The 26060-nt window shown below is 64.2% G+C and carries 25 protein-coding genes; 2 read left to right on the top strand and 23 right to left on the bottom strand.

From position 1 onward, the window contains the following. Positions 1–48: 48 nt before the first annotated feature. Positions 49–1551, bottom strand: a complete 1503-nt coding sequence (gene nifD, locus BM118_RS09265; RefSeq protein ID WP_092184497.1) for a nitrogenase molybdenum-iron protein alpha chain — start codon at positions 1549–1551, stop codon at positions 49–51. Between the two features lie 426 nt (positions 1552–1977). Between nifD and BM118_RS09260 the strand changes: the two genes are divergently transcribed. Continuing rightward, positions 1978–2430 (top strand): SufE family protein, encoded by a 453-nt coding sequence (locus BM118_RS09260; RefSeq protein WP_092184495.1) that lies wholly within the window; start codon positions 1978–1980, stop codon positions 2428–2430. A gap of 13 nt (positions 2431–2443) precedes the next feature. On the opposite strand, the gene BM118_RS09255 is transcribed toward BM118_RS09260, so the two are convergent. The 8 genes from BM118_RS09255 to BM118_RS09220 all read right to left on the bottom strand — a co-directional run bounded on the left by BM118_RS09255 (position 2444) and on the right by BM118_RS09220 (position 10900). Then, the gene (locus tag BM118_RS09255; RefSeq protein ID WP_092184493.1) at positions 2444–2797 is read right to left on the bottom strand and encodes a nitrogen fixation protein NifZ; all 354 of its coding nucleotides are present in this window, start codon (positions 2795–2797) and stop codon (positions 2444–2446) included. Beyond that, positions 2794–4035 (bottom strand): cysteine desulfurase, encoded by a 1242-nt coding sequence (locus tag BM118_RS09250; protein ID WP_092184491.1) that lies wholly within the window; start codon positions 4033–4035, stop codon positions 2794–2796. Before BM118_RS09250 ends, BM118_RS09255 begins: the two co-directional genes overlap by 4 nt. A 4-nt stretch (positions 4036–4039) precedes the next feature. After that, positions 4040–5365: a Fe-S cluster assembly protein SufD gene (gene sufD / locus BM118_RS09245; RefSeq protein WP_092184489.1), complete on the bottom strand. Its 1326-nt coding sequence runs from the start codon at positions 5363–5365 to the stop codon at positions 4040–4042. A gap of 4 nt (positions 5366–5369) precedes the next feature. Further along, positions 5370–6128 (bottom strand): Fe-S cluster assembly ATPase SufC, encoded by a 759-nt coding sequence (gene sufC, locus BM118_RS09240; RefSeq protein WP_092184487.1) that lies wholly within the window; start codon positions 6126–6128, stop codon positions 5370–5372. Positions 6129–6162: 34 nt separating this feature from the next. Beyond that, a complete protein-coding gene (gene sufB, locus BM118_RS09235) occupies positions 6163–7659 on the bottom strand; it encodes a Fe-S cluster assembly protein SufB (RefSeq protein ID WP_092184485.1) in 1497 nt (498 codons plus the stop codon). 64 nt (positions 7660–7723) lie between these two features. Then, the gene (locus BM118_RS09230; RefSeq protein WP_092184483.1) at positions 7724–7918 is read right to left on the bottom strand and encodes a 4Fe-4S binding protein; all 195 of its coding nucleotides are present in this window, start codon (positions 7916–7918) and stop codon (positions 7724–7726) included. A 147-nt stretch (positions 7919–8065) separates the two neighbouring features. Further along, positions 8066–9805: a nif-specific transcriptional activator NifA gene (gene nifA, locus BM118_RS09225; RefSeq protein ID WP_092184481.1), complete on the bottom strand. Its 1740-nt coding sequence runs from the start codon at positions 9803–9805 to the stop codon at positions 8066–8068. A gap of 255 nt (positions 9806–10060) precedes the next feature. Then, positions 10061–10900: an SDR family NAD(P)-dependent oxidoreductase gene (locus BM118_RS09220; RefSeq protein ID WP_092184479.1), complete on the bottom strand. Its 840-nt coding sequence runs from the start codon at positions 10898–10900 to the stop codon at positions 10061–10063. Positions 10901–11218: 318 nt separating this feature from the next. Here BM118_RS09220 and BM118_RS09215 point away from each other — a divergent pair, with 318 nt between their 5' ends. Further along, positions 11219–12055, top strand: a complete 837-nt coding sequence (locus BM118_RS09215) for a xanthine dehydrogenase (RefSeq protein ID WP_092184477.1) — start codon at positions 11219–11221, stop codon at positions 12053–12055. 268 nt (positions 12056–12323) lie between these two features. On the opposite strand, the gene BM118_RS09210 is transcribed toward BM118_RS09215, so the two are convergent. The 14 genes from BM118_RS09210 to BM118_RS09145 are packed head-to-tail and all read right to left on the bottom strand — an operon-like array spanning position 12324 to position 25869. Further along, a complete protein-coding gene (locus BM118_RS09210) occupies positions 12324–13691 on the bottom strand; it encodes a PAS domain-containing sensor histidine kinase (protein WP_092184475.1) in 1368 nt (455 codons plus the stop codon). Next, positions 13666–15123: a sigma-54-dependent transcriptional regulator gene (locus tag BM118_RS09205; RefSeq protein ID WP_092184473.1), complete on the bottom strand. Its 1458-nt coding sequence runs from the start codon at positions 15121–15123 to the stop codon at positions 13666–13668. The genes BM118_RS09210 and BM118_RS09205 overlap by 26 nt, the downstream gene beginning before the upstream one ends. Beyond that, entirely contained in the window at positions 15120–16820 is a 1701-nt protein-coding gene (locus BM118_RS09200) for a hydrogenase maturation protein (protein ID WP_092184471.1), read from the bottom strand. Before BM118_RS09200 ends, BM118_RS09205 begins: the two co-directional genes overlap by 4 nt. A 9-nt stretch (positions 16821–16829) precedes the next feature. Then, a complete protein-coding gene (hypE, locus tag BM118_RS09195; protein ID WP_092184469.1) occupies positions 16830–17870 on the bottom strand; it encodes a hydrogenase expression/formation protein HypE in 1041 nt (346 codons plus the stop codon). After that, positions 17867–19009, bottom strand: coding sequence for a hydrogenase formation protein HypD (hypD, locus tag BM118_RS09190; RefSeq protein ID WP_092184467.1), 1143 nt, complete (start codon positions 19007–19009; stop codon positions 17867–17869). Before hypD ends, hypE begins: the two co-directional genes overlap by 4 nt. After that, positions 19006–19242 (bottom strand): HypC/HybG/HupF family hydrogenase formation chaperone, encoded by a 237-nt coding sequence (locus tag BM118_RS09185; RefSeq protein ID WP_092184465.1) that lies wholly within the window; start codon positions 19240–19242, stop codon positions 19006–19008. Before BM118_RS09185 ends, hypD begins: the two co-directional genes overlap by 4 nt. Beyond that, positions 19242–21497 carry a carbamoyltransferase HypF gene (hypF, locus tag BM118_RS09180; RefSeq protein ID WP_177234155.1) on the bottom strand — a complete coding sequence of 752 codons (2256 nt, stop codon included), beginning with the start codon at positions 21495–21497 and terminating at the stop codon, positions 19242–19244. Before hypF ends, BM118_RS09185 begins: the two co-directional genes overlap by 1 nt. 2 nt (positions 21498–21499) lie before the next feature. Beyond that, positions 21500–22426 (bottom strand): hydrogenase nickel incorporation protein HypB, encoded by a 927-nt coding sequence (gene hypB, locus BM118_RS09175; RefSeq protein WP_092184461.1) that lies wholly within the window; start codon positions 22424–22426, stop codon positions 21500–21502. Beyond that, a complete protein-coding gene (gene hypA / locus BM118_RS09170) occupies positions 22426–22767 on the bottom strand; it encodes a hydrogenase maturation nickel metallochaperone HypA (RefSeq protein ID WP_092184459.1) in 342 nt (113 codons plus the stop codon). Before hypA ends, hypB begins: the two co-directional genes overlap by 1 nt. Continuing rightward, positions 22760–23854, bottom strand: a complete 1095-nt coding sequence (locus BM118_RS09165) for a nickel-dependent hydrogenase large subunit (protein ID WP_092184457.1) — start codon at positions 23852–23854, stop codon at positions 22760–22762. Before BM118_RS09165 ends, hypA begins: the two co-directional genes overlap by 8 nt. Further along, a complete protein-coding gene (hybE, locus tag BM118_RS09160; protein WP_092184455.1) occupies positions 23851–24360 on the bottom strand; it encodes a [NiFe]-hydrogenase assembly chaperone HybE in 510 nt (169 codons plus the stop codon). The genes BM118_RS09165 and hybE overlap by 4 nt, the downstream gene beginning before the upstream one ends. After that, on the bottom strand, positions 24357–24566 hold the full coding sequence (locus tag BM118_RS09155; protein ID WP_092184453.1) for a rubredoxin: 210 nt from the start codon (positions 24564–24566) through the stop codon (positions 24357–24359). Before BM118_RS09155 ends, hybE begins: the two co-directional genes overlap by 4 nt. After that, on the bottom strand, positions 24563–25426 hold the full coding sequence (locus BM118_RS09150; protein ID WP_092184451.1) for a hydrogenase expression/formation protein: 864 nt from the start codon (positions 25424–25426) through the stop codon (positions 24563–24565). The genes BM118_RS09155 and BM118_RS09150 overlap by 4 nt, the downstream gene beginning before the upstream one ends. After that, positions 25423–25869: a thioredoxin domain-containing protein gene (locus BM118_RS09145; protein ID WP_092184449.1), complete on the bottom strand. Its 447-nt coding sequence runs from the start codon at positions 25867–25869 to the stop codon at positions 25423–25425. Before BM118_RS09145 ends, BM118_RS09150 begins: the two co-directional genes overlap by 4 nt. Positions 25870–26060: the final 191 nt, after the last annotated feature.

Genomic DNA, 26060 nt, shown 5'->3' with positions numbered 1-26060 from the left:
ATCGCCTGCCCCGGCTCCTCCCTGAATGGGAGGGGCCGGATCCTGCTTTCATTCCGCCGCCATCAGGCTCGGCCGCGGGGCATCCTTCCAGGGTGCCTTGGTCTTCTTCCAGATCGGGGAATTGATCGCCATGTCCATGTCGCGCGCGAAGATCGCGAACCCGTCATAGCCGTGATACGGACCCGAATAGTCCCAGGAATGCATCTGACGGAACGGCACGCCCATTTTCTGGAAGACGTACTTCTCCTTGATGCCGGAGCCGACGAGGTCGGGCTGGATCTTCTCGACGAAGCGCTCGAACTCGTAGCCGGTGACGTCGTCATAGATCAGCGTGCCGTCCTTGACATAGTGCTGGGCGGTGCGCTGGTAGTCGTCGTTGTGGCCGAACTCGTAACCGGTGCCGACGACTTCCATGCCGAGGTCCTCATAGGCGCCGATCACATGGCGAGGACGCAGGCCCCCGACGAACAGCATCACCGTCTTGCCCTCCAGGCGCGGGCGATACTTCGCGATCACCGCGTCCATCAGCGGCTGGTATTTCGCGATGACGCGCTCGGCACCTTCCTTGATCTTGTCGTCGAAGAAGCTCGCGATCTTGCGCAGAGATTCCGCGATCTTGGAGGGGCCGAAGAAGTTGTATTCGCACCAGGGGATGCCGAACTTCTCTTCCATGTGGCGGGAGATGTAGTTCATCGAGCGATAGCAGTGCAGGACGTTGAGCTTCGCCTTGGGCGTTGCTTCCAGCTCGGCGAGGCTGCCGTCGCCGGACCATTGCGCGATCACGCGCAGGCCCATCTCCTCGAGCAGGATGCGCGAGGACCATGCATCGCCGCCGATGTTGTAGTCGCCGATGATCGCGACGTCATAGGGCGTGGACTCGAACGCCGGCTTCGCGTCCGGGGAGACCTTGTCGAAGATCCAGTCCCGCACGGCGTCGTTGGCGATGTGGTGACCGAGCGACTGCGAGACGCCGCGGAAGCCTTCGCAGCGGACCGGCACGATGGTCTTGCCGTCGTACTCCTTGGACTTGACTTTCGACACCGCCTCGATGTCGTCACCGATCAGGCCGATCGGGCACTCCGACTGGATGGTGATGCCGTGGTTGAGCGGGAACAGATCCTGGATCTCGTCGATGATCTTGGCGAGCTTCTTGTCGCCGCCGAACACGATGTCCTTCTCCTGGAAGTCGGAGGTGAACTGCATGGTGACGAAGGTGTCGATGCCGGTCGTCCCGATGTAGTAGTTGCGCCGCGCGGCCCAGGAATACTGACCGCAGCCGACCGGACCGTGGCTGATGTGGATCATGTCCTTGATCGGGCCCCACACCACGCCCTTGGAGCCGGCATAGGCGCAGCCGCGGATGGTCATCACGCCGGGGATGGACTTCAGGTTCGACTTGACGCCGCAGTCGGACTTTCCGGCCTCGTGCACGTTGAGATGCTTGGCGCGACGCTTGGCGGTCTTCTCGGGATAGACCTTCAAGACCTCGTCGATCAGTTGCTTGTTGCGCGCCTTGATCTCGGCGACGCTCTCGGTGGTTGCTAGGCTCATACGAATATCCCTCGGTTATCCCTGTGTGAACGATCGGACGCCTCCTCCGAAGCGCCTGATGGACGATCGACAGACCTCACAACGCGACCTGTCCCGGTACAGTCACTCTGCTCTCCTTCGGCCGATTGCCCTCAATCGGCGCGCCGCTCTCGCGATCTCTTTGCGCGAGGTCGTCTTCCACAAGGACTTTTGCAACGAGTGTGCCAGCACGCGCCGAACGCGAAAAACGAAACGATTGGAGTTAGATAGCTTCACGGCTGCCAATTGTTGCAAACCCGACATCGCGCCATGTCGACATGCGCCGCACCGACGGCTGTTCGAAACAAAACAAACGGCGCCGGACATGCATTTTCCTGCACGGAGGCATCGATCTGCACTGCGGTACGGAGCTTGCTTGATGCGTCTCACCAACGCATCGAGGCGCTCATGCAGTTCGAAACGAGATCCCAGCCAACGCCAATCGACGGCATCATCGAGAACTTCTCCCTCCTCGAAGAGTGGGACGATCGCTATCGCTACGTGATCGAACTCGGCCGCAAGCTGACGCCGTTTCCCGAGGCGCAGCGCACCGACGCCAACAAGGTGCAGGGCTGCGTCAGCCAGGTCTGGCTTGCGACCACCATCGAGCACCGAGACGGGCGGCCGCTCCTCACCTTTGCCGGCGACAGCGATGCCCATATCGTCCGCGGCCTAGTCGCGATCCTGATCGCCCTGTTGTCGGGACGGACGGCCTCGGAGATCGCGGAGGAAAGCCCCCTCGCCTTGTTCGAGCGGCTCGGCCTCGGCCAGCACCTGACGCCGCAACGCTCGAACGGTTTTCGGTCGATGGTGGCGCGGATGCGTGCGGATGCGACGGCCGCGCTGGCGGACGCCATCTGATTGCCGCGGAACGTCAGGCGACGTCGAACGCGGTTCCCATCCGCACCATCTCGCCTTCCCGCATGATGACGAACACCGACCGGGCCGCGAACTCGACGGTGTAGTAGAGCTCGCCGAGAAAGCGCCAGCTCTCCCGCACGACGCCGGTATCGCCGGGATAGACGAGCGGCTCGCCAATGTCCTTATGCGGATACGTACCGTCGTTCCTGATGAGGGCGGCGGCGCGGACCGGCTCGCCGGCCGAAAACTTGCCGGTGAAGCGGCGCTCCATGTTCCGCACCTCCCGGCGTCGATGGGCATCGTAGACGATGCGGGCAACGGGCCGCAGTTTGACGGGAAGCGGCTTGGCAGTGGTGTGCTCACTCATGAGAACAGCTCCTGGGCCCTGGTCAAAGCCTCGGCCAGTGCGTCGACCTCTTCCATGGTGTTGTAGAGCGCGAACGAGGCGCGGCAGGTTGCGGTCACGCCGAAGCGGTCGAGCAGCGGCATTGCGCAATGGGTTCCGGCGCGCACTGCGACACCGGAGCGGTCGATCACGGTTGCAAAGTCATGGGCGTGGGCGTTCTTCATCTCGAACGATACGAGCGCGCCCTTGTCGGTGGCTGTCCCGATGATCCGCAGCGAATTGATCCCGCGCAGCCGTTCCTGGGCATAGGCGAGAAGGCTGCTCTCGTGCCTGCGGATCCGCGCCCGGCCGATCGATTCGACATAGTCGATGGCGGCCCCGAGGCCAATAGCCTGCACGATCGGCGGGGTTCCAGCTTCGAAGCGGTGCGGCGGCTCGCCGTAGGTGACGGTATCGCGTGAGACCTCCCGGATCATCTCGCCGCCGCCGTTGAACGGGGGCATGGCGGCCAGATGCCCGTACTTTCCATAGAGTGCGCCGATACCGGTCGGCCCATACAGCTTGTGCCCGGTGATGACGTAGAAGTCACAGCCGATGTCGCGGACGTCGACATCCATGTGGACGGCGGCTTGCGACCCGTCGACCAGGACAGGGATCCCGCGCGCATGCGCCAGGCGAACGACCTCCTTGACGGGGACGACGCTGCCCAGCACGTTCGACATCTGGGTGATTGCGACAAGCCTGGTCCGCTCGTTCAGCAGCTTCTCGAACTCATCGATCAGGAAATTGCCATCATCGTCGACCGGCGCCCATCTGATCACGGCGCCCTGCCGTTCGCGCAGGAAGTGCCAGGGCACGATGTTGGCGTGGTGCTCCATGATCGAGAGCACGATCTCGTCACCCTCGGCGATCCTTTCACGGCCGAAGGTCTGGGCCACGAGATTGATCGCCTCCGTGGCCCCTCGGGTGAAGACGATCTCCTCACGCCGCTCCGCATTGAGAAACTTCGCGACCTTGTCGCGCGCACCCTCGTAGGCCTCCGTGGCGGCATTGGCGAGATAATGCAGACCGCGATGCACGTTGGCGTATTCGCTGGTATAGGCCTCCGTCAGCCGGTCGAGCACAGCCTTCGGCTTTTGCGCCGAGGCCGCATTGTCCAGATAGACCAGCGGCTTGCCGTGCACCTGCATCGACAGGATCGGGAAATCCCGGCGAACGCGGTCGACGTCGTAACTTCCATTGCTTACCGCTGGATGCATGGCATCATTCCCGCCCCTTGAGCCAGGCGAGCATCGACTGCGACAGCGCGTCGCGGAGATCATCGCGCGCGATGGCATCGATCACCTCGCCGACGAAGGCCTGGATCAGCAACGCCTCGGCTTCCTTTTCCGGAATGCCGCGGGCCATCAGGTAGAACTTCAGTTGATCATCCAGCGCGCCTGTGGTCGTGCCATGCCCGCACTGCACGTCATCGGCGAAGATCTCGAGCTCCGGCTTGCAGTTGGCGACGGCTTCGTCGGACAGGAGCAGCGCGCGCGCCATCATCCTGGCGTCGGTCTGCTGCGCGCCCGGCTGCACTGTGATCCTGCCCTGGAACACCGCACGGGCTTCGTCGTCGACCACGGCCTTGAAGACTTCCCGGCTCTGCGAGCCCGCGGCGGCATGATCGACGGTGAGCGTGGTATCCGCATGCTGGCGGCCGGCCAGAAGGCTTGCCTGGTGCACATTGGCAATGGTCCCCTCGCCCGCAAGCTTCAGGAAGAGCTGGTTGCGCACCACGGCGCCGCCGATCGTGAAGCCGAATTCGCGGTAAGTCGCATCCGCGCCGATCTCGGCCAGCAGCGTCGCAATATGCATCGCGGCCGATCCTTCGGAGGTGACCTTGATATGGTCGAGCCGGGCACGATCTCCCACGATCATTCGGAGCGCGGCGTTGACCAGGTAGTCGGATTGATCCGGCCCCTCATGCGTCTCGACCAGCGTGACGGCAGCGCCTGTGCCGAGTTCCAGCGACGACCGCGTGAACATCGCGGAAGGCGTGCCGGCCGTGGCGACGAAGGCCAGATGAATCGGCCGCGCCACGACGACATCGGGATCGACCGCGATGATCACGCCATCGGCGGCGAACGCGATATTGAGCGATGTGGCCGCGTCGTCCCCAGCGGTGCCGGCGTCGAGCGAAACTGGCATCTGGCCCGCGTCGAACGCCTTGGCGGTTGCCCGGACGCTGACGCCGGGCTCAAGATCGGCAAGATCCGACAACTCCGGGACGAAAACCCCATCGACGATCAAGAGCCGTCGAAAGTCGAGGCCCGCGAAGACCGCCCCGGCCTTTCCCGCGGTGGCCTTGGCAACCGCATCGGGCCGCGGCGCCAGCGGCTTGGCATCACGAACCAGACGCCGGAGATCGGTGTACTTCCAGGCCTCGACGCGGGAGTGCGGCAGTCCCTGCGCCACGAAGCGGTCGAAGGCGTCACGCCGGAGAGCCTCAACCTCGCCGCCGCCGGGCAGGCTGTGGCATGCAGCCGCGAACAGATCGGCCAGCCCGATCTCGGCGGAGGTCTTCACGGGACGGATCTCGGCATTCATGGGATCACGCCGCCTCGCTCTGATACTGCGCGTAGCCCGTGGCCTCCAGCTCGAGCGCTAGTTCCTTGCCGCCGGTCTTGACGATGCGCCCGGCGGACAGCACGTGCACGACATCAGGCACGATATAGTCGAGCAGCCGCTGATAGTGGGTAATCACGATCATGCCGCGGTCGGCCGCACGCAGACGATTGACGCCGTCGGCGACGATGCGCAACGCGTCGATGTCGAGGCCGGAATCGGTCTCGTCCAGTACACAGAGTTTCGGCTCCAGGAGCGCCATCTGAAGCGTCTCGTTGCGCTTCTTCTCGCCGCCGGAGAAACCGACATTGAGCGGCCGCTTCAGCATGTCAGGGTCGATACTGAGCTGCTTGGCAAGCTCGCGCACCCGCTTCAGCACATCGGGCGAAGACAGCTCCTCCTCGCCGCGCTTCTTGCGCTGGGCATTCAGCGCCGTCCGCAGGAACGTCAGCGTGGCAACGCCGGGGATTTCGAGGGGGTATTGAAAGGCCAGGAACAGGCCCTTGGCGGCCCGCTCATCGGGCTCCATGGCGAGCAGGTCTTCGCCGTTGAACCACACCTCGCCAGCGGTGATCTCGTAGCCCGGCTTGCCCGACAGCACGTAGGAGAGCGTCGACTTGCCGGCGCCGTTCGGGCCCATGACGGCGTGGATCTCGCCCTTGTTCACGGTGAGGTCGAGCCCGTTCAAAATCCGGCGGCCGTCGATCTCGGCCTTGAGCCCGCGAATGTCCAGGAGCACCGTCATCGCACTTCTCCTTGCCTGTTGGGTTCAAAGATGGTCATCCGACACTCCCTTCAAGCGAGATCGAGATCAGCTTCTGCGCTTCCACCGCGAACTCCATCGGGAGCTGCTGGAGCACGTCCTTGACGAAGCCGTTGACGACGAGGCCGACAGCCTCTTCCTGCGAAAGACCGCGCTGGATGCAGTAGAACAGCACGTCCTCGGAGATCTTCGAGGTCGTCGCCTCGTGCTCGAACGTCGCCGAGGAGTTCTTGGCTTCGATGTACGGCACGGTGTGCGCGCCGCATTTGTCGCCGATCAGCAGGGAGTCGCAGGCGGTGAAGTTGCGCGCGCCGGTCGCCTTGCGATGCGCGGTCACGAGCCCGCGATAGGTGTTCTGCGACTTGCCGGCCGCGATGCCCTTGGAGATGATCCGGCTCGACGTGTTCTTGCCGAGGTGGATCATCTTGGTGCCCGAATCGACCTGCTGGAAGCCGTTCGAGATCGCGATCGAATAGAATTCGCCGCTCGAGTTATCGCCGCGCAGGATGCAGCTCGGATACTTCCAGGTGATGGCGGAGCCGGTCTCGACCTGGGTCCAGGAGATCTTGGAGCGGTTGCCGCGGCAGTCGCCACGCTTGGTGACGAAATTGTAGATGCCGCCCTTGCCTTCCGAGTTGCCCGGGTACCAGTTCTGCACCGTCGAATATTTGATCTCGGCGTCGTCATGCGCGACGAGCTCGACCACGGCGGCGTGCAGCTGGTTCTCGTCGCGCTGCGGCGCGGTGCAGCCTTCGAGATAGGAGACGTAGGAGCCCTTGTCGGCGATGATCAGCGTGCGCTCGAACTGGCCGGTGTTGCGCTCGTTGATGCGGAAATAGGTCGACAGCTCCATCGGGCAGCGCACGCCCGGCGGCACGTAGACGAACGAGCCGTCGGAGAACACCGCCGAGTTCAGCGTCGCGTAGAAATTGTCCGAGGTCGGGACCACCGAGCCGAGATACTTCTGCACCAGCTCGGGATGCTCGCGGATCGCCTCCGAGATCGGCATGAAGATCACGCCGGCCTTCTTCAGCTCCGCCTTGAAGGTGGTGGCGACGGAGACCGAGTCGAACACCGCGTCGACCGCGATCTTGCGGCGGGCCGGGTCTTCCTCGCCCACCTTGGGCTCGACGCCTTCGAGCATGGCGACTTCCCGCAAGGGAATGCCGAGCTTCTCGTAGGTCTTGAGGATTTCCGGATCGATCTCGTCGAGCGAGGTGACCGTCTTCTTCGGCTTCGGCGCCGAATAGTAATAGAGGTCCTGGAAGTCGATCTTGGGATAGTCGACGCGGGCCCAGGTCGGCTCGGTCATGGTCAGCCAGCGCCGATAGGCCTCGAGCCGCCACTGGAGCATCCAGGCGGGTTCGTTCTTCTTCTCGGAGATGAACTTGACGGTCTCTTCCGACAGCCCCTTGGGGGCCTTGTCGGACTCGATCAGGGTCTCAAACCCATAACGATACTGATCGACGTCGATATCGCGGACCCGTTCGATGGTTTCCTGAACCGCCGCCATCTATCGCTCCGTCCGCAAGGGAGATTTCCAACCCACCAGTCCCGACTGCGCCATCGAGGTGCCCTCAAGCGGGAATGCAGGTGTCGGGCACCGGACAGACGACCGCGCATTGTGCCGTATCGAAATGGCCCTCACACTCGGTGCACTTCTTCGGATCGATCACGTACATGTCGCGCTTGAGGCTGATCGCGGCGTTCGGGCACTCGAACTCACACGCGCCGCAGACCGTGCATTGCGAGGCGACAATCTTGTAGGACATGTGTTCCGACTCCCTGAGCAGACGATGCCGTCGGACATCTCCCTTTCAAGCGTCGTGCCAACCGTCAACAGTCGGAAATTCAACGACTATTTTTGTGGATCCGGTTGTCGTGGCCCCGACAGCATGTCGCATCTGCGACAGTCACCGTCAGAGCCGCTTGACCTCGATGCCGTGCTTCTTCAGCGCGTAGCCGATCTGCCGCGGCGTCAGGCCGAGCAGGCGCGCAGCCTTGGCCTGGACCCAACCGGACTTCTCCATGGCGGCAATGACGCTATCGCGGTCGGTCACGCTTCCATCGAGAGAGGCGTTGGCGGAGCTCGACGCGGACGCGCCCGGCTCGACGGCTGGCTGCGGTGCACTCACGGCCGTCTCGCGCCGAGCAGCGGCTGGAAGGACAGAGAGCGGCACGATCGGCAACGAGCGCTGCGGCGCGTTCTCGGATCCACCCTTCCACAACATGGCGGACAGGCACTGGCTATGACAGCACGCGAAATCGTTCCTGACGATTTCCGGTCCGGGCGCCAGCGTCGCCGTGCGCTGCACGCAGTTCTCGAGCTCCCGCACGTTGCCGGGGAAACCGCAGCTCATCAAGACGTCGATCGCGTGCCGATCGAAGCTCAGCGTACGACCGTTTTCGGTGTTGAAGTTCTTCAGGAATTCGTTGGCCAGTAGCGGAATGTCGCTGCGCCGCTCGCGCAGCGGCGGCAGCATCATCGGCACCACGCTGATGCGATAATAGAGATCGGCGCGGAATTCGTTGCGGGCGACGGCTTCTTCCAGGTTGCGGTTGGTCGCCGCGATGACACGAACGTCGACCTTGATGGTCTGGTTGCCGCCCACCCGCTCGAACTCCTGCTCCTGGAGCACCCGCAGAAGCTTGGCCTGGAAGGAGGCCGAGATCTCGCCGATCTCATCCAGGAACAAGGTGCCCTTGTCGGCGAGCTCGAACCTTCCCTTCCGCGCATTGAGCGCACCCGTGAAGGCGCCCTTCTCGTGGCCGAACAGCTCGGACTCCAGCACCGATTCCGGCAGAGCCGCGCAATTGATCTTGATGAACGGACGCTTGGCCCGTGGCGAGAGCTCGTGAATGGCCTTCGCGATCAACTCCTTGCCGGTACCGGATTCGCCCCGCAGCAAGACCGTCGAGTTCGACTTCGCCACGACCGCGATTTTCTCCAGCAGCCCCCGCAGTGCCTGACTGTCGCCGATGATGCCTTCGACGTGAACCCTGCGGCGGTCGCGCGCCGGCTTGAGCTCGGACAGCTCCTTCTGAAGGCGATAGCTCTCATGCATCAGCCGTTCGCGGTCCTGCGCGACGACGCGGTGCAGCTTCACCGTCTGGCCGACCAGATTGGCGATCATGGTCAGCAGACGCACGTCGGAATCGAGCCGGTACAGCGGCCGCTCGTCCCAGACCCGGTCGATCGTCAGCGTGCCGACCACCTTGGCATCGCTGCGGATCGGCACGCCGATGAACGACACGCGCGTCGTCTCCGAGGCCCCGAGGGTCTCGACGTCCGCCGGGCTGAAGGCGGGATGGGTCGCGATGTTCTCCGCGACCAGCGGCATCGCCGTCGCAACGATCTGGTCGACGGCCTTTTGCGGCAATCGCCCACGATAGCGCTCGTCACTGCCTTCGCTCCAGCCGGCACCAACCGCTAGATCGGGAACTCCGTCATCGGAGAGCAGCGCCACGACGCCATGACGCATCTGGAGGAACGATTGCAGGAGATTCACGACATTGGCGAGCGTCGTCTCCAGTCGCGTTGGTGCCGTCAATATCTTGGAAATCTCGAAGATACCGGTCAGCGCGATCTCATTCAGCGGCACGATCGGCGCCGTCTGTCCGGCACTGTGCCGTTCAACCAAGGGAGCAGCATTCAGCATGACGGAATCTCCGTTGCCCGTTACATCCTCCCCGGCGAGTTCTTTGGAATTTGTCGTATTCTCGTTCATGTCGTGTCAGGAGTCGCGCTCAACTTGTCGGCATCGCTGCAAAAAGATTCCGTCGTACCTGCACGCTTTGTCATCCGATTCACGAAATTTACCATTGGGATACGCGACATGCTCAAGAATGAGATCTCCGCATTGATCCAGCGCAAATCGACAAAATTTCTTTGGCGGCTGGTCCCATGTGCATGATCAGACGTGCTGTCCTCCGTTGATCGGCACTTCCGCGCCCGTGACGTAGCTGGCCGCCTCCGAGCACAGGAAGAAGATCACCTTCGCGACCTCGTCCGGCGTTCCCACGCGATGCAACGGTATAATCGGTGCCAACTGCGCCTCGGTTTCCGGCGACAGAATGTCCGTCTTGATCTCGCCGGGGGCAATCGCGTTGACGCGAATTCCGAACGGCGCGTAGTCGTGCGCCATCTCGCGGGTCAGGCACGTAAGCGCCGCCTTCGACGTCGCGTAGGCGGTGCCGGCAAACGGATGCACCCGGGAACCGACGATCGAGGTGACGTTGACGATCGAGCCTGCAGCCCGTTTCAGCTCGTCGACCAGGCCCTGCGCGAACAGGATCGGCGCGAGCAGGTTGACGTGAAACACGCTCATCCAGGTTTCGACCGGCGTCGTCAGAGAATTCAGCCGCGTACCGTCGGCGGCCTTGGGCGAAATGCCGGCATTGTTGATCAGTGCATGCAGCGGCCCGCCGTTGAGCCGCTCCTTGATCTCGGCGACTGCGCGCGGCAATGCGCGATGATCGCCCAATTCGACCTGCACATGGTTGTCTGCCCCCGAATCCCAGGGACATCGGCCACCATCGAATGGTTGCCGGGAACAGGTAATGATCCGCCAACCTGCTTCGGCAAACAGCTTTCCCGTCGCATGGCCGATGCCCCTGGACGCACCGGTCAGCACGAGCGTCTTCCGCTCGCCGTGTTGCGCCCGCGACTTGTCGGCGTGGAACGGGCACAGCGCGACATCAGGCACTGACGCGCCCGCCGGCGCACCATCGCGGCCCAGTAGATCGAGCGTCACGCAAGCTCCTCACTGCGTCCTGACCAGACGCCAGACAATGACGATGGGAGCAACTTTGCAGGATTTGGGCCACGCCCTGTCGACCAATCGCTGCGGTTTTCGCGGCTGGATGTCGGCTTCGCGACACGTTGGACGGTTTACAACACGGGCGCGTGTGCTTTCGAACCAAATGCCGCCGTCACTGCGCGCACCTTGTTCCTGAATGCCGGTCGGCAGTTGAGAGCTGTTTTTCAATCGTTCCAAATGGCCCGGCTCTTGCTCTTCCCGTTTCAAGCTTGATCGCGCCTCGCTGCACTTTCTCCGCAAACGTGGTTTCAAATGCCCCAGCCGAACGACCAACGACCCTTTGCCGTTATCCTCGGCACCAACGAGATCGCCTCTGCGATCGGCATCCAGCTCGTGCGCGCTGGATATTGCGTGGTGCTGTCGCACGATCCGGATCCGCCGGTGATCCGGCGCAAGATGGCATTTCATGACGCGCTCTTCACCGAAACCGCTCAGGTCGAAGACGTGGCTGCCGAGCGTGTGGACGACGGCATGCAGGTCTATCAGGCCTTGCGCACACCGGCTCGGGTGTTCGTCACCTGGCTCGGCTTGCTCGACCTGCTTCCGGTTCGCCAGATCGACCTCTTGATCGACGCGCGCCTCCAGAAGCACCGTGTCACACCCGATTTGCGGCGACTGGCGCGATTGAGCATCGGATTGGGCCCCGGCTTCTCGTCGGACTTCAATTGCGATGTCGCTGTGGAGACCCGTCCCGGCAAGATCGGGCTCGTCGCCGACCGGCGCTGGACCGACGCGGCCGACGGCGTTGCGAGTTCGCTCGGCGAGGCCGGCGCCGAACGTTTCGTCTATTCGCAGTTCGCGGGCCGCTGGCACACGCCGGTCGAGATCGGCACCCGCGTCTACAAGGACCTGGTGCTCGGCCATCTCTCCGGTGTTCCTCTGCTCGCGCCTCGCGACGGAATCCTGCGTGGCATCGCCCGCGACGGCAGCGAAGTTCCGGCCGGCGTCAAGCTGCTGGAGGTCGATCCGCGCGGACGCCACGCCCAATGGACCGGCACGGACGACCGCGGCCGCGCCATCGCCACCGCCACGACCGCCGCGATCAGGCTCCACACTGCGCGTCGCATCCCGCAACGGAATCCAGCATGATCGTCTGCTCCTGCAACATCATCAGCGATCATGACATCAGAGGTGTGGTCGTATCAGCGAACGAGGAGCTTTGCTCGGCTGCGCAGGTCTATAATTGCCTCGGATGCAGTGTACGGTGCGGGCTGTGCTCCCATTCCGTGAGACGGATTCTCGAGGAGCAACTGCCTTGCGACCTGCAATATTCGAACACGGCGGAGACGATGCCGCAATCATAGCGATCCGCGGAAAAAAATCCCGCCATGGGCAAAGCGCGCCTCGCGGCCGGCAGCTAGACCGCCGGCAACAGGAAGAAGAACGTGGCGCCCCCGTTCGGCTCGTTGACCGCGGACAACTCGCCGCCATGTTCGCGCACGATCCCATAGCTGATCCACAGGCCAAGCCCGGTCCCTTCGCCGACCTGCTTGGTGGTGAAGAACGGCTCGAAGATATGGCTGATGTGGTCCTTGTGTATGCCCGGGCCGTTGTCGGAGATCCTGACCAGGACCTCGTTGCCCCTGCGCGCGGCTGAGACGACCAGCCGCGGCGAGGCGGTGCTCCGCATCGCGTCGATGGCATTCTCGACGAGGTTGACGATCACCTGATGCAACTGTCCCTCGTTGCCGGAGATCCACAGCCCGGGGTCGACCTCAATCTGCACGTCCACGCGCACGTTCTTGGTACGGACGGCCCACAGCACAGCCGTGTTGATCAGCCGCTCGATGTTGACACGCTCGACCTCGCCGAGCCTGCTGAAGGAGAGGCGGCGCAGGTTCTTCACGATCTCGCTGATGCGAACGGCACCTTCCATGGTGCCTTCGATCAACGGGCCGAAGTCATCCAGGATGTCGTCGATACGCAGCTTCTTCCTTAGTGCAGCGAGGTCGTCGTCCCCGGTGTGTCCGTGAATCGCATCGATATATGCCACGATCGCCGTGCGGTAGCGCGTCAAGGTATGGATGTTGCCGTAGACGAAACTGATTGGGTTGTTCAGCTCGTGTGCAACGCCTGCGACGAGGCGGCCCAGACTCGCCATTTTCTCCTGCTCGACCAGCTGCCGCTGCGCGCGTTGAAGTTCGTGATGGGCCTTGTGCAGAGCCTCATACGCACGCCGAAGCTCGCCGATCGGCCGTCCGGTCAGGACAACGCCGATGAAACGTCCGCGATGGTCGTGCCGTGGCGAGCTGTTGATCGCAAACAGGTCCGAGCTGCCTCCATCGGTCGAAAAACGCAGCTCGCCATCCACCACATCGGACGTTCCACGCGGCTTGAGAAGCGACATCAGCTTGGCGTTGTCTGCGGCGTCGATGATATCGGCCATTTTCTTGCCGACGATCTCGTCATTGATACGGCCGAGCGTGCGCTGGAACGCGGAATTGACCTGCTGAACCGACCCTTTCGCGTCGCAGACGATAAGGATGTCGGAAACGGACTCGATGACGTTGGTGACGAAGGCCTGCGCCTCCTCGAGCTCCGCATTCTTGTGCTCGAGATCGACCTCATAGCGCAACAGGTCGGAATAGACCTCGTCCATCTTGCGGATGACTTCGATCCAGGCGCCTTCGCGCTCGTGATCGAACTCGATCGCGCCACGGCTGGTGACCAGCTTGAGAAGCGAATCCACCTCGCTCGCTTCAGGAGAATGCGTCGCCTTTGGCATTTTTTCTCAAGTCGTACCTGGACAGCTTGTTCCTGAGCCCCACCCGTGACAGGCCCAGCTCGCTGGCGACACGGCTGATATTTCCGTCGTATCGCTCAAGATAATTCATGATAACCGACTTCTCGAGATCCTCCACTTTATCTTTCAGGGAGGCCGATCCGTTCAGCTTGCCGTGGGTCGGGACCGGCGCGGATCGCCTTCCGTTGCGGCGCCCCAGCAGCGGCGGGGCGCGCAGCTCGTCCTGGTCGGCAAGGACCGCCATGCGCTGGATCTCGTTCTGGAGCTCGCGCACGTTGCCCGGCCAGTGATATTTGGTGAATTCATCCAGGACCGAACGCGCAAAGCGCAGATTCGGCCTGTTGAAGGAGCTCTTGACCGCCGACAGCACACCCTCCGCAATCAGCGGAATGTCCATCGGACGCTCACGCAGCGCCGGCATGTGCACCGGGAAGGCGGCGAGGCGATAATACAGATCGCGCCGGAAGCGCCCGGCCTCGACCTCGGCCTCCAGATCGCGGTTGGTCGCCGCCACCACGCGCACGTCGACCTTGCGCACGCGCTGCGCGCCGAGCGGCCGGATCTCGCTCTCCTGCAGCACGCGCAGGAGCTTGACCTGGAACGCCGGCGAGGTCTCGCCGATCTCGTCGAGGAAAATCGTGCCCCCATCCGCGACCTCGAACAGGCCGATGCGATCCTGATAGGCGCCGGTGAACGCGCCCTTCTTGCAACCAAACAGCTCGCTTTCCAGCAGCTCGTCCGGCAACGCGCCACAGTTCTCGACCACGAACGCCTTGTTGGCCCGGGCCGAGCCATAGTGGATGGCGCGTGCCAGCAGCTCCTTGCCGGTGCCGGACTCACCAGTGATCAGAACGGAAATATCGTAGTCGGCGGCACGCCTGCCGAGTTCGATCACACTGTGCATCGGGCTCTCCGTCGAATGCACGATGCGGTCGAAGTCGTAGAGCTGCTTGGCCACGCCGCGCTTGACCGAGACGACCTTCTTGATGTGACCCGACGTCGCCTTGACATCAACGCCGGCGGTTTCCGTCTCCTTCTGCAGCCGATAGAGCTGAACCGCCTCCTTGACGGTCTCGATCAGCTGCTCCGGCTGCCAGGGCTTCGTGATATATTGATAGATGCCGGCCTCGTTCAGCCCTGCGATGATGTCCTCGGACTCAGAATAGCCCGAAATGATCATCCGTACCGGATCCGGCCAGAGCTCGCGCACGCGTTTCAGGAAGCTCACGCCGGATTCGTGCGGCATTCGCTGGTCACAGAGGATCGCGTGAACGATCTCCCCCTCGAGCAGCTTCTCCGCGTCGGTCGCGTTGCCGACGCAGAGCACCTCGAAATCTTCCCTGAGCACGCGTCGCAGCGCTTCCTGCGAGCGCACTTCGTCGTCGACGACGAGAATGGTCCCCTGAATGCTCACGATGACACCGCCATACCAGCAGGCCGCCCGGGCAAGCGCGTCGACCGGTGGCTCGCGATGGTCAACGGCGTGCGCGACTTGGGCACCTTGCGGATGAAGTTGTAGCGCGCGACATGGTAGCTCGGATCGAAGCCATAGAAATTCAGCTTCATCCGCCGCAGCTCCTCGTCGCGGTAGGCCTGCAAGGGCTTCTCGACCTCATCGGCGGCTCGCCGTTTCTGCTTGTCGGCGAGGCGCGCGGCAAGATCGGCGTTCGACGCCATGGCGGCGCCGCGCTTCACGAGGCTCTCGTCCGTGAGTTCCACGCCTGACAGCACGCGATCGACGATCCCGAGACGCCGCGCTTCCGCCACCCCCATCGGGAGCCGGCATTGCGTGATCCGGGTTGCGTTCGCTGCGCCCGCACGGCGCGGCAACAGATAGGTCCAGTATTCCGAGCCGTAGAGGTTGCCCATGTCCTTGTAATGCGGATTGAGGACGATCTGGTCGCTCGCCCAGACCTCGTCGGCGGCGAGGCTCAGGAACACGCCGCCGGCACCGGCATTGCCGCGAATGACCGAGATGACCAGGCGGTCGGTGGTTTCGATGATCGCGCGGGCGAGATCGTCGATCGCATTGATGTTGCGCCAGGACTCGTCCGCGGCGCTTTCGGCGGCTTCGATCTCGGCAAGATGGATGCCGTTCGACCAATAGTCGGGGCCGCCGGTCAGCAGCAACACCCTGGTCGGGCGTGCCAGCGCGGCGCGATAGGCGCCGAGCAAGGCTTCGCAGTCGCCGGTGCTCATGGCGCCGTTGTAGAAGGAGAACGCGAGCTCGCCGACCTCGCCATGCTCGCGATATCGTATCGGAGCGTAGCCGCAACCGGGCCGGTGCGGCAGGTGCGCGGCCTCTGCCGCGAAGACCTTTGCCGCCGACAGCTTCAGGCTCTTCGGCGCAAGTCGCCTGACATGGCCGATCCAGACCGCGCCATCGACCGTGGCGCGCGCCAGCGCGCCCTCGCATTGCGCGATGACGGTGCCGGGCACGCCGGAGATATCGTGCGCTTCATGCGCATCGAACAGCCTGACCTCCTGGAAGAACAGGCTATCGGCGAGGCCCGGCATGCCATCGGCGCTGTTGATCTTGCGCAGGACGGTCGCGGTCGTGTCGTGCTGCCAGTCGATCGTCCGGTCCGCCTGACGGCAAGGTCCCCGCACCCGAATGCGCGGATCGCCCGCACGCATCGGCTGCGGGGCAGCCCGTCCGGCTTCGATCGCCTCGATGGCTTCGAGCACCGCCTCGACCGCGCATGACGTCACCTCGTTGCGATAGATGCTGGACTTGGCCGCGCGCCGCATCGGGAAGGTACGGAACGCCCAGACCGGACCGGCATCGAACTCGCCATCCGCCTGCAATACCGTGACGCCCCATTCGCCTGCACCTTCGAGAATTCCCCAGTCGAGCGCGGACGGACCGCGGTCGCCGGGCGGACCGGGATGGACGACCAGGCAGCGCACGCTCCGCCAGACGTCGTCAGGGATCGCCCGCTTCAGGAACGGCGCGATCACCAGATCCGGCCTATGCAGCGCCACGCTCTCACGGGTGACGTCGGCATGGATGTCGAGCTCGACCGAGACGTCGTGGCCCCGCTCGCGCAACTCGACATGCAGCCGCTGCGTCAGGCTGTTGAACGAATGCGACAGGAGCAGGATGCGCATCTCGAAGCCTCAACAGATTCTTGGCAGCTGTTCGCCCGACAGCCAGTCGACGATTCGTCCGCCGCCAAAGCTCGTCGCCATCTGCACGAAATGATGGTCGTCGGCAACCGCCTCGCCGATGTCGGCGGCCTCGCGGCCCAGCGGATGCGCCCGCATCGCGGCCAGCACCGCCGCGGCGGCCTCCGGCGCGACGACCGCCACCAGCTTGCCCTCGTTGGCGACGTGGAGCGGATCAAGTCCAAGCAGCTCGCAGGCCGCAGCCACGCCCGGCTTCACCGGGATCGCCTCCTCAAGGAGATGGAAGCCGAGGTTGGACTGCTGAGCGATCTCATTCAGCGCAGCCGCGAGCCCGCCGCGGGTGGGATCGCGCATCAGGCGGATACCGCGGCCACCGGCTTCGACCATCTTCGCGACGAGATCGTTGAGCGCCGCCGAATCCGAGACGATTTCGGTCTCGAAGGCGAGATTCTGCCGCCTCGACATGATGGCCACGCCGTGATCGCCGAGCGTGCCCGAGATCAGGACACGATCGCCGACGCGGGCTTTCTCGGCCGACAGGTCGAGCCCGTCGGGCACGACGCCGACGCCCGCAGTCGAAATGAACAGCCCGTCGGCCTTGCCGCGTTCGACCACCTTGGTGTCGCCCGTGATGATGTGGACACCGGCCGTGCGCGCGGCTTCCCCCATGGACTCCGCGATCATCTTGAGATCGGCGAAGCGAAAGCCCTCCTCGATGATGAAGCTCGCCGAGAGATAGAGCGGCTTTGCACCGGCCATGGCGATGTCGTTGACGGTGCCGTGCACCGCCAGCGAGCCGATATTGCCGCCGGGAAAGAACAGCGGCGAGACCACATAGCCGTCGGTCGTCATCACCATGCGCCCGGCACCGACGTCGAAGGCCGACTGGTCGTTGCCGCGTGCCAGCCATTCGTTGCCGAAGGCCTCGTGGAACAGGCCCAAGATCAACTGCGCCATGGCACGGCCACCAGAGCCGTGAGACAGGTCCACGCAGCCGTTCCTGATATCGAGCTTGCGCTGGTAGGTCTTCATGACGCCCGCCTCTGCTGGTGGTCCCGGAAGCGGCCGTAGGTCCAGTGCGCGGCGCAGGCCCCTTCGGAGGAGACCATGCAGGATCCCATAGGCGTCTCCGGCGTGCAGACGGTGCCGAACAGCTTGCAGTCGACCGGCTTCTTCACTCCGCGCAGGATGGCACCGCATTCGCACGCAGGATTGTCGTCGACGCACAGCTCGTTCATGTCGAAGCGGACCTCCGCGTCGTATTTGGCGTAAGCGCGCTTCAGCTTCAGCCCGCTATAGGGCACCTGCCCGAGCCCGCGCCATTCGAACTGATCGCGCAGCTCGAAAATGTCGGAAACCTCCTCCTTGGCGCGCAGATTGCCGTCGCGGTTCACGGCGCGGCTGTACTGGTTCTCGACCTCATGCCTGTGCTCGTTGACCTGCCGCACCAGCATCAGGATCGCCTGCATCATGTCGAGCGGCTCGAAGCCCGCGATCACCACGGGCTTGCCGAACTCCTCGGCGAAGAACTCGTAAGGTGCGGTGCCGATGATGGTCGAGACGTGGGCGGGTCCGACAAAACCGTCGATCTCGACGCGGCCGATGTTGCGGATGTCGGGGCTCTCCAGGATGTTCTGCATGGCCGGCGGCGTCAGCACGTGGTTGCAGAATACGCTGAAGTTTTCGAGCCGCTTCTTCCCGGCCAATCGGATCATGACCGCAGTCGGCGGCGTCGTCGTCTCGAAGCCGATTGCAAAGAACACGACCTCGCGTCCGGGATTGTCCTCGGCGATCCGGATCGCGTCGATCGTGGAATAGACCATGCGGATGTCGGCACCACGGGCCTTCGCCTTCAGCAGCGATGCGCCCTGCGAACCCGGAACGCGCATCAGATCGCCATAGACGCACAGGATGATGTCCGGCCGCTCGGCGAGCCGGATCGCCATGTCGATGCGCCCGGCCGGCAGCACGCAGACCGGACAGCCGGGACCGTGAATCATCCGTACGTTCTTCGGTAGCATGTCCTCCAGGCCATAACGTGAGATCGCGTGCGTATGGCCGCCGCAGAATTCCATGAAGCGATAGGGCTTTCCCGGATCGGCTTCCGCGCGAATCGCCCTCGCGAGCCCGAGCGCGATCTCCTTGTCCCGAAACTCGTCGGCGTATTTCATGACGCGGCTCCCTGTCCCTCGGCGCTGAGCTCGCGCAATAATTCGAGCGTCCGCTTCGCCTCCTCCGGATCGATCTTGGTCAGGGCGTAGCCGACATGGATGATCACGTAGTCGCCGACGGCGAGATCTTCGATCAAGGCGACCGAAATTTCCTTGCTCACGCCGTCGATGGAGACGATCGCCATCTCGTCGGGCAGGAGCTTTGTGACCTCAGCAGGTATCGCGAGACACATCAGGCGGTTCCTTCCTGGCCTTGCGGTTCGAGGAGTTGGAGTGCGGCGATCCAGGCCTGCCCGAGGCTGAGACCGCCGTCATTGGGCGGCATTTGCCGCGGCAGCAGCGCCGTGAGGCCGGCGGCAACGCAGCCGCGCCCGATGCCGTCCGACAGGACCGCGTTGAGGAAGCAGCCGCCGCTCAAGGCAACGGTCGTGATGCCGGTCTCGCGTGCCGCTCTCGCGATCCAGTCGATGCAGGCAGCGGCAAGCGTGCCATGGAACAGCTCGGCCCCGTCAACGGGATCAATCCCCTCGGCCGCAAGGCGCTCGAACAACGGAAACAGAGAGAGCACGCCGTCCTCGATCGTCCAGCCGCCCTTCGCGATGCGTGGCGTACGAACACGCGCCTCCAGCTTCATCGCGGCTTCGCCCTCATAGCTCTGCACCTGACAAAGGCCAAGCAGCCCCGCGGCCGCGTCGAACAGCCGGCCGGCACTGGTCGTCACTGGCACGCCAGGCTGGTCGAGCATGGTGCCGAGACGTGCGGCCTGCGGCTGCATCGCAAAACGGGGCGCGATCGCATCGCCGCGGCACAGGCCATGCAGCACGCTTGCCGCCATGCGCCACGGCTCGCGCGCGGCACGATCGCCACCCGGCAACTTCATCGGCGCCAGATGGCCGAGCCGCCGGAACCGCGCGCTCTCGCACAGCAGGAGCTCGCCGCCCCAATTGCCGCCTTCGCTGCCATGGCCGAAACCGTCGAGCACCAGCGCCAACACCGGCCCCGCGACGCCATGCTCCGCCATGACGGAAGCGGCATGGGCATGATGATGCTGGACCGCGATCAGCCGCCGTCCGCTTGCCTCGGCGAAGCGGGTCGAGACCATATTCGGGTGCAGGTCATGGGCGACGACGACCGGCTCGACATCCAGCGTCGAGAGCAGATGGCCGACGGTTTCCTCGAAAAAACGGACCGCCTCCGCAGTGTCGAGGTCGCCGATATGCTGGGAGACGAAGGCTTCGTTGCCGCGCGTGACCGTCACCGTCGATTTCAACGCGCCGCCGACGGCAAGGATCGGCGGCACCGGCCGCGCGAGGCGGACCGGCTCGGGCACGTAACCACGGGCGCGGCGGATGAACTGCGTCCGGCCGGCGACCACCGCGGCCACGGAATCGTCGGCACGGGTGACGATGTCGCGGTCATGGGTGACGATGAGGTCGGCAATGCCGACGAGCCGCAGCTCCGCCTCGCAATTGTCGATCACGAGCGGTTCGCCGCCGGGATTGGCGCTGGTGGCTACGACCGCCCAGCTTCCGCCGGGCCGCGGATGCACCGCGTTCAGCATATCGAAGATCAGGTGATGGAGCGGCGCGACCGGCAGCATGATGCCGATCCGCGACAGCTCCGGCGCGATCGCGGGCGCGAGCCGATGGCGCGACCTCATCAGCACGATCGGCCGCGGCGACGTTTCGAGCAATGCAAGCTCCGCGGCATCGGCGTCGGCGATGTCGGCGACTGCGTCCCGCGAGCCGACCATGACGGCAAAGGGCTTTTGGTCGCGCTCCTTGCGCTGCCGCAGCCGCCGGACGACCGCCTGGTCACGGGCATCGCAGATGAGTTGATAGCCGCCGAGCCCCTTGATCGCAACGATCGCGCCAGCCGCAATCGCGGCGGCGATCTCCTCAACCCCGTGGCTGAGCCTTGGGCCGCATTGCGGGCAGGCGATCGCCTCGGCATGGAAACGGCGGCTCTCGGGGTTGGCGTAGTCACCCGCGCAGGCCTTGCACATCGCAAAGCGCTTCATCGCCGTGGCCGCGCGGTCATAGGGCAGCCGCTCGGCAATGGTGTAGCGCGGACCGCAATGGGTGCAGTTGACGAAGGGGTAGCGATAAAAACGGCTGGCGGGATCGAACAGCTCGCTCAGGCATTCCGGGCAGGTCGCGGCATCGGCGACGATACGCGTCGATACCCTGCCCTGCTCGCTGGCGCGGATACAAAACTCCTCGCTCGCCATGGCGCCGACCGGGTGCACCGAGATTTCGTCGATGCGGGCGAGCGGCGGCTTTTCGAGCGGCAGCGCCGCGACGAAGTCCGACGCACGCTCCCCTTCCACCTCGATGATGACACCGTGGGAATCGTTGGCGACGAAACCGCCGAGGCGATAGCGCGTGGCGAGGCCGTAGACATAGGGACGAAAGCCGACACCCTGCACCGCGCCGCGCACATGCAGGCGCAGCCGCCGTCCGTCCAGTGCTGTAGCCTCGCCGCCCATCGTCACTCCGCCGCCGTCATCGCGGCCGGCTTCATCGCCTCCATCCGCCTGCGGATCCAGGCATAGAACGCCGCAAAGCCCTCGCCGGTGCGCGCCGACACCGTCAGCACCTCGATCTTCGGGTTGACCCGCCGCGCATATTCGATGGTCCTGGCGAGATCGAAATCGAGCACCGCGGCGAGATCGATCTTGTTGATCAGCATCAGGGACGAGGCGGCGAACATGTCGGGATATTTCAGCGGCTTGTCCTCGCCCTCGGTGGTCGAGAACACCACGATCTTGCAGGCTTCGCCAAGATCGAACGCCGCCGGGCAAACGAGGTTGCCGACATTCTCGATGAAGAGCAGCCCGCCGTTCAGCCAGGGAAGCCGGTCATAGGCCTCACCGACCATGGCAGCATCAAGGTGGCAGCCCTTGCCGGTGTTGACCTGGATCGCCGGCACGCCGGTCGCGCGAATGCGCTCGGCGTCGTTAGAGGTCTGCTGGTCGCCTTCGATCACGCCGATCGCAAAACTGTCCTTCAGTTCGGAAACGGCGCGGACCAGGAGCGACGTCTTGCCGGCACCGGGGCTCGAAACCAGGTTGAAGACGAGTACATCGTCCGCGCGGAAGCGGGCGCGGTTATCGGCGGCGAGCCTGTCGTTCTTGCCGAGGATGTCACGTTCGACCTGGATGATGCGTTCGCTGCTCATGCCCGCGATCGTCTGCCCGGCCGGATTGGCACTGCGATCGAGCAGACCTGCATCGCCGCGACCATGATCATGATGCGCACCGTGATGATGGTGGTGTTGATACCCATCACCGTGATGGTGGTGATGATGCCCATTGTCGGCATGGTCGTGATCGTGGTGATGCCCGTCATGATCGTGGTGATCATGCGCATGTTCGATGGACGCCTTGCCGTCGCTGCAGCCACATACCGTACACATCAGTCGACCTCCAGTTCCCTCACGCGCATCTCCTCGCCCCCCGTCACCTGCAATTGATAGCCGCCGCAGGACGGGCACGGCTCGTATCGCTGCTTGATCTCGACACTCTTCGCGCAGGCCATGCACCAGGCCGTTCCCGGCGTCTCGATGATCTCGAGCTTCGCGCCTTGTGCGATCGTCCGGGCCGCAACGGCCTCGAAGCAAAACTGCATCGCTTCGGGGGCGACATGGCTGAGCGCGCCGATCTCGAGGCACACCGTCTTCACCTTGGAGAACGAGCGCTTGCGTGCCTCATCCTCCACGATCCCGATGATGCCCTCGCACAATGCCATCTCATGCATGGCCGGCCTCGCGGAAGCCGAGGCTGAAACCGACACAGGGGTCGAACGAATTGACCAACGCGCGGACTGCGTCCTGTCCTTGCCGGCCGCCGTCGATCCGCGCCCCTTCGAGGCTCCGGACCAACGGCCCGCGCGCGTGGAAATTCCATTCAGTCGGCGCGAGGAATTCGAAGCGGAGGATACGTCCCTCCCCGTCGAGCTCGACGGCGTGGTAGAGCCGGCCGCGTGCGCATTCGACCGCAGCCGCGCCCCTCCGGAGGCCAAGGGAATAGCTCGCGACGACGTCATCTTCGAGCTCCTGTCCGCCGTCCTCGAGCCAGGTACAGAGCCGCGCCACCTCGGCGATCCGCGCCTTGAGACGCTCGGCGGCTCCCGCATCCGGCGGCAGGGCCGGCTCGCGTCCGATGCTGCGGGCCCAGACGCCGGTCTCCGGGACCCGGCCATGGAGCTCGGGCGCATCGGAAAAGTGCGCACCGTCGGCCAATAGCCGCATGACGATGTCGAGATCATCTCCGGCAGACAGGAAGGACCGTTCGGCCACCGGTATCGACAATTCATCGCCATCGAGGCTGGCAAGATACGCCGCCAGCGCGCTGCCGGGCGCAGGAAGCCGATCCTCACCCGTGACTCCGAGGTCGTTCAGCGCGGACTTGATCTGGACCACCGCCTCACGCCGCGGAGAAACCGGACTGCCCTCTTCAACGCCACCGCAAAGAACCACGCTCGCCTGCATCATGGTGCGTACGGCCGCTGCGCGCGCGTCGTCGAGCGCAAGCCGCCCGATGAACAGGCTTCGCAACAATTCCGTCAGCCGCTCGGCGATCACGGCTGTGACGCGGCGTTGCGAGGTCGCGGCGGATAGCTTCTCGCCCCGAGCGGCCTCGACCGCCGACAGAAACGCAACCTGGTGCGCGACCGAGCAGAGCGAGAACAACCGCGGCAGCACGGAGAGCAACGATTCCGCAGGCTTCCCCGCAAACAGGCGCGTCAGCGGCGGCCGGCTGCGCGGCTGGATCGCGACGTCGGCGATCGTGGCACCGTGCAACAGCACCATAATGTCGATCTCGTTGCGGAACGAGAGGCTCATCCGCGCCGCTCCGTCAAGGCACCCCGCAGGAAGTTACGCCGATCGATCGGGCTTGTCGCCGGTTCGCGGCGGCGGACCGCCTCCTCGCTGTCGGCCGGCAGCATCAGCTCGGTGAGGGCAGCTTCGGCCGTCGCCCGCGCGGCGGCCATGTCGGCGAACTGGAACATCGGTGAGAACAGCGAGCAGCTTGCAATCCGGCCCATGTGCCCGACCTCGCTGAGGGTGAACTCGATATCGCCCGCGGGAAAACGGATTCGCAGGGTTGACGTGGCCTGCGCCGCCGCGCGCGCCGGCATCACCACGTTCATGAACCACGGCGTGACCATGATACCCACGATCGTGTCGTTGAAGGAGCGGAAGCCGACCGCCTCGACGCCGAGCGCCTCGTTGTAGATCGGCAGATCGCGCATCGCGCGCTCGCCGATCTCCCGATAGCTTCCGGCCAGAAGCTCGCCCCACGCCGCTGCGTCGGCGTCGGCGGCAGGAACTGGTGCGCTCCCGGTCATGATTCGATCGCCATGAACTTGGATTTCGGGGCATCGCAGTTCGGGCAGTGCCATTCCTCCGGCAGCGCCGCGAACGGGGTGCCGGGCGCGATCTGGGCCACCTCGTCGCCATCGGCCGGATCATAGATGGTCCAGCAGATGCCGCATTCCAGTCGCGTGACGTCGGCAACGTCCAGGCGCACGCCAAAATTCTCGAAGGCGCTCATTTGAAATAGGCCTCGATGATTTCCTGCAGCCGCTCGGCGGAGTCCTCGAAATCTTCATCCGCGGCAAGTGCGACGGTCGGCACACCGCCGACTTCGAGCGTATCGAGAATGATGGTGTCCATGGCGTTGAAGAACTGCACCGACCAGACATTCCGGATGCCGGTGGACAGCACCCGGCAAGTGCCATAACCGCGCGACACGAGCTGGATCGGTCCGTTCCGGATCGTATCCTGCAGGAAGCTCATATCGACCGGACTCATCGGCAACAGCGTGAAATTGATGATCTGCGAACGGATCCCGGGCCGCCAGGCCAGCGCCCGCTCGCGGATTTCGGCGAGCACCGGCAGCACGTTCATGGCGCCCTCCGGCACCTGTCCGATCTCGAAATCGGCGGATGTCAGGTCGGCGGCCGCGCGCTTGACGATCTCCGGAATAGCCCCGATCTCGAGATATTCGGAGGTAGCGTCGGTCTCGAGCCGCACCCGCCAGATTCCGGCCAGCACCGATTCCTGAATCTGCGCCAGCGATCCGTCCGGCAGCGCGACAACGCCGCCAACCTCGCCTTCGCCAAGCACGTCGGCCACCAGCTTGCTCTCGAGATCGTTGAGATTGGCGAGCCGGAACAGTTGCGTCGGCGCATCCGCCTTTTGGTCCGCTATGGCGTCCGCGATCGTCGAGAGCAGCGCGACCGCATTCGGGCAGATCCTGGCGAGCTCCGCGCTGTCGAGCGTTGCAAGCTTTGCGAGCGCCCCGGCCGCCGTCAGACTGCCCTTCGACGCATTGAGACTCTCCTCGCCGATCGGAAACACGCTGACCGGTTGCTCGGCGCCTTCGGGCGCATCCCAGAATCCGACTTTCATAGCTCGACACCCTGTGCGCGATGCTGGGGGACAATGGTGACGGCAACCGCGGCGCTTTGCCCGCGCGGACGATCGATCAGCTTGGTGATGCGGTCGACATAGACCGACCAGTCCTGGATCTTGGCGATCAACCCCAGCGTCTCGCCCTTGGCGACGAAGATCAGCGTCGGCTGCACGCGCACGCCAAAACGCTGTCCGAGCGCGCTCTCGTCGCCGCGCGCGATGACCGCACCGCGCAGCCGGCCACCGAACGCGGCGATCAGCTCCGGCAGCACCACGGCAACGTCGATAGCCTCCGGAAAGCGGTTGGGATCGCCAGCCGACAGCAGCACCGCGACCGTACCGGCCTCATCAGCCGCGCCAAGAAAACGATCGACCGTCGTGACATCGACCTCAGGTAGGCCGTGTCGCGTCAGATCATGCTTCCCCACCTGGAATTCCATCGGACCTCCCCTGACAAGCTTATGAATTTGCTGGGATAGGGGTTAGCAAGGCATGTGCCAGGACGTGCTAGCGACTTTCCGGATTTATCTCATTGACTTACATCAGATATTTTATTGCGGCGCGGATGACGCACGCCCCGATGACAAGATACTTTCCATTTTCAGTGAAAGCTATCTTTGCAGATAGAAAG

The sequence above is a fragment of the Bradyrhizobium sp. cf659 genome, from assembly GCF_900113725.1.
Lineage (GTDB): Bacteria > Pseudomonadota > Alphaproteobacteria > Rhizobiales > Xanthobacteraceae > Bradyrhizobium.
Note: the sequence above shows the minus strand (reverse complement) of the source record. Positions and strands in the feature narration are given on the sequence as shown.

Bases quoted from the DNA above. Each gene is read 5' to 3' on its own strand.
- nifD (WP_092184497.1), bottom strand. From the start codon at position 1,551: ATGAGCCTAGCAACCACCGAGAGCGTCGCCGAGATCAAGGCGCGCAAC.
- BM118_RS09260 (WP_092184495.1), top strand. From the start codon at position 1,978: ATGCAGTTCGAAACGAGATCCCAGCCAACGCCAATCGACGGCATCATC.
- BM118_RS09255 (WP_092184493.1), bottom strand. From the start codon at position 2,797: ATGAGTGAGCACACCACTGCCAAGCCGCTTCCCGTCAAACTGCGGCCC.
- BM118_RS09250 (WP_092184491.1), bottom strand. From the start codon at position 4,035: ATGCATCCAGCGGTAAGCAATGGAAGTTACGACGTCGACCGCGTTCGC.
- sufD (WP_092184489.1), bottom strand. From the start codon at position 5,365: ATGAATGCCGAGATCCGTCCCGTGAAGACCTCCGCCGAGATCGGGCTG.
- sufC (WP_092184487.1), bottom strand. From the start codon at position 6,128: ATGACGGTGCTCCTGGACATTCGCGGGCTCAAGGCCGAGATCGACGGC.
- sufB (WP_092184485.1), bottom strand. From the start codon at position 7,659: ATGGCGGCGGTTCAGGAAACCATCGAACGGGTCCGCGATATCGACGTC.
- BM118_RS09230 (WP_092184483.1), bottom strand. From the start codon at position 7,918: ATGTCCTACAAGATTGTCGCCTCGCAATGCACGGTCTGCGGCGCGTGT.
- nifA (WP_092184481.1), bottom strand. From the start codon at position 9,805: ATGCTGAATGCTGCTCCCTTGGTTGAACGGCACAGTGCCGGACAGACG.
- BM118_RS09215 (WP_092184477.1), top strand. From the start codon at position 11,219: ATGCCCCAGCCGAACGACCAACGACCCTTTGCCGTTATCCTCGGCACC.
- BM118_RS09210 (WP_092184475.1), bottom strand. From the start codon at position 13,691: ATGCCAAAGGCGACGCATTCTCCTGAAGCGAGCGAGGTGGATTCGCTT.
- BM118_RS09200 (WP_092184471.1), bottom strand. From the start codon at position 16,820: ATGCGCATCCTGCTCCTGTCGCATTCGTTCAACAGCCTGACGCAGCGG.
- hypE (WP_092184469.1), bottom strand. From the start codon at position 17,870: ATGAAGACCTACCAGCGCAAGCTCGATATCAGGAACGGCTGCGTGGAC.
- hypD (WP_092184467.1), bottom strand. From the start codon at position 19,009: ATGAAATACGCCGACGAGTTTCGGGACAAGGAGATCGCGCTCGGGCTC.
- BM118_RS09185 (WP_092184465.1), bottom strand. From the start codon at position 19,242: ATGTGTCTCGCGATACCTGCTGAGGTCACAAAGCTCCTGCCCGACGAG.
- hypF (WP_177234155.1), bottom strand. From the start codon at position 21,497: ATGGGCGGCGAGGCTACAGCACTGGACGGACGGCGGCTGCGCCTGCAT.
- hypB (WP_092184461.1), bottom strand. From the start codon at position 22,426: ATGTGTACGGTATGTGGCTGCAGCGACGGCAAGGCGTCCATCGAACAT.
- hypA (WP_092184459.1), bottom strand. From the start codon at position 22,767: ATGCATGAGATGGCATTGTGCGAGGGCATCATCGGGATCGTGGAGGAT.
- BM118_RS09165 (WP_092184457.1), bottom strand. From the start codon at position 23,854: ATGAGCCTCTCGTTCCGCAACGAGATCGACATTATGGTGCTGTTGCAC.
- hybE (WP_092184455.1), bottom strand. From the start codon at position 24,360: ATGACCGGGAGCGCACCAGTTCCTGCCGCCGACGCCGACGCAGCGGCG.
- BM118_RS09155 (WP_092184453.1), bottom strand. From the start codon at position 24,566: ATGAGCGCCTTCGAGAATTTTGGCGTGCGCCTGGACGTTGCCGACGTC.
- BM118_RS09150 (WP_092184451.1), bottom strand. From the start codon at position 25,426: ATGAAAGTCGGATTCTGGGATGCGCCCGAAGGCGCCGAGCAACCGGTC.
- BM118_RS09145 (WP_092184449.1), bottom strand. From the start codon at position 25,869: ATGGAATTCCAGGTGGGGAAGCATGATCTGACGCGACACGGCCTACCT.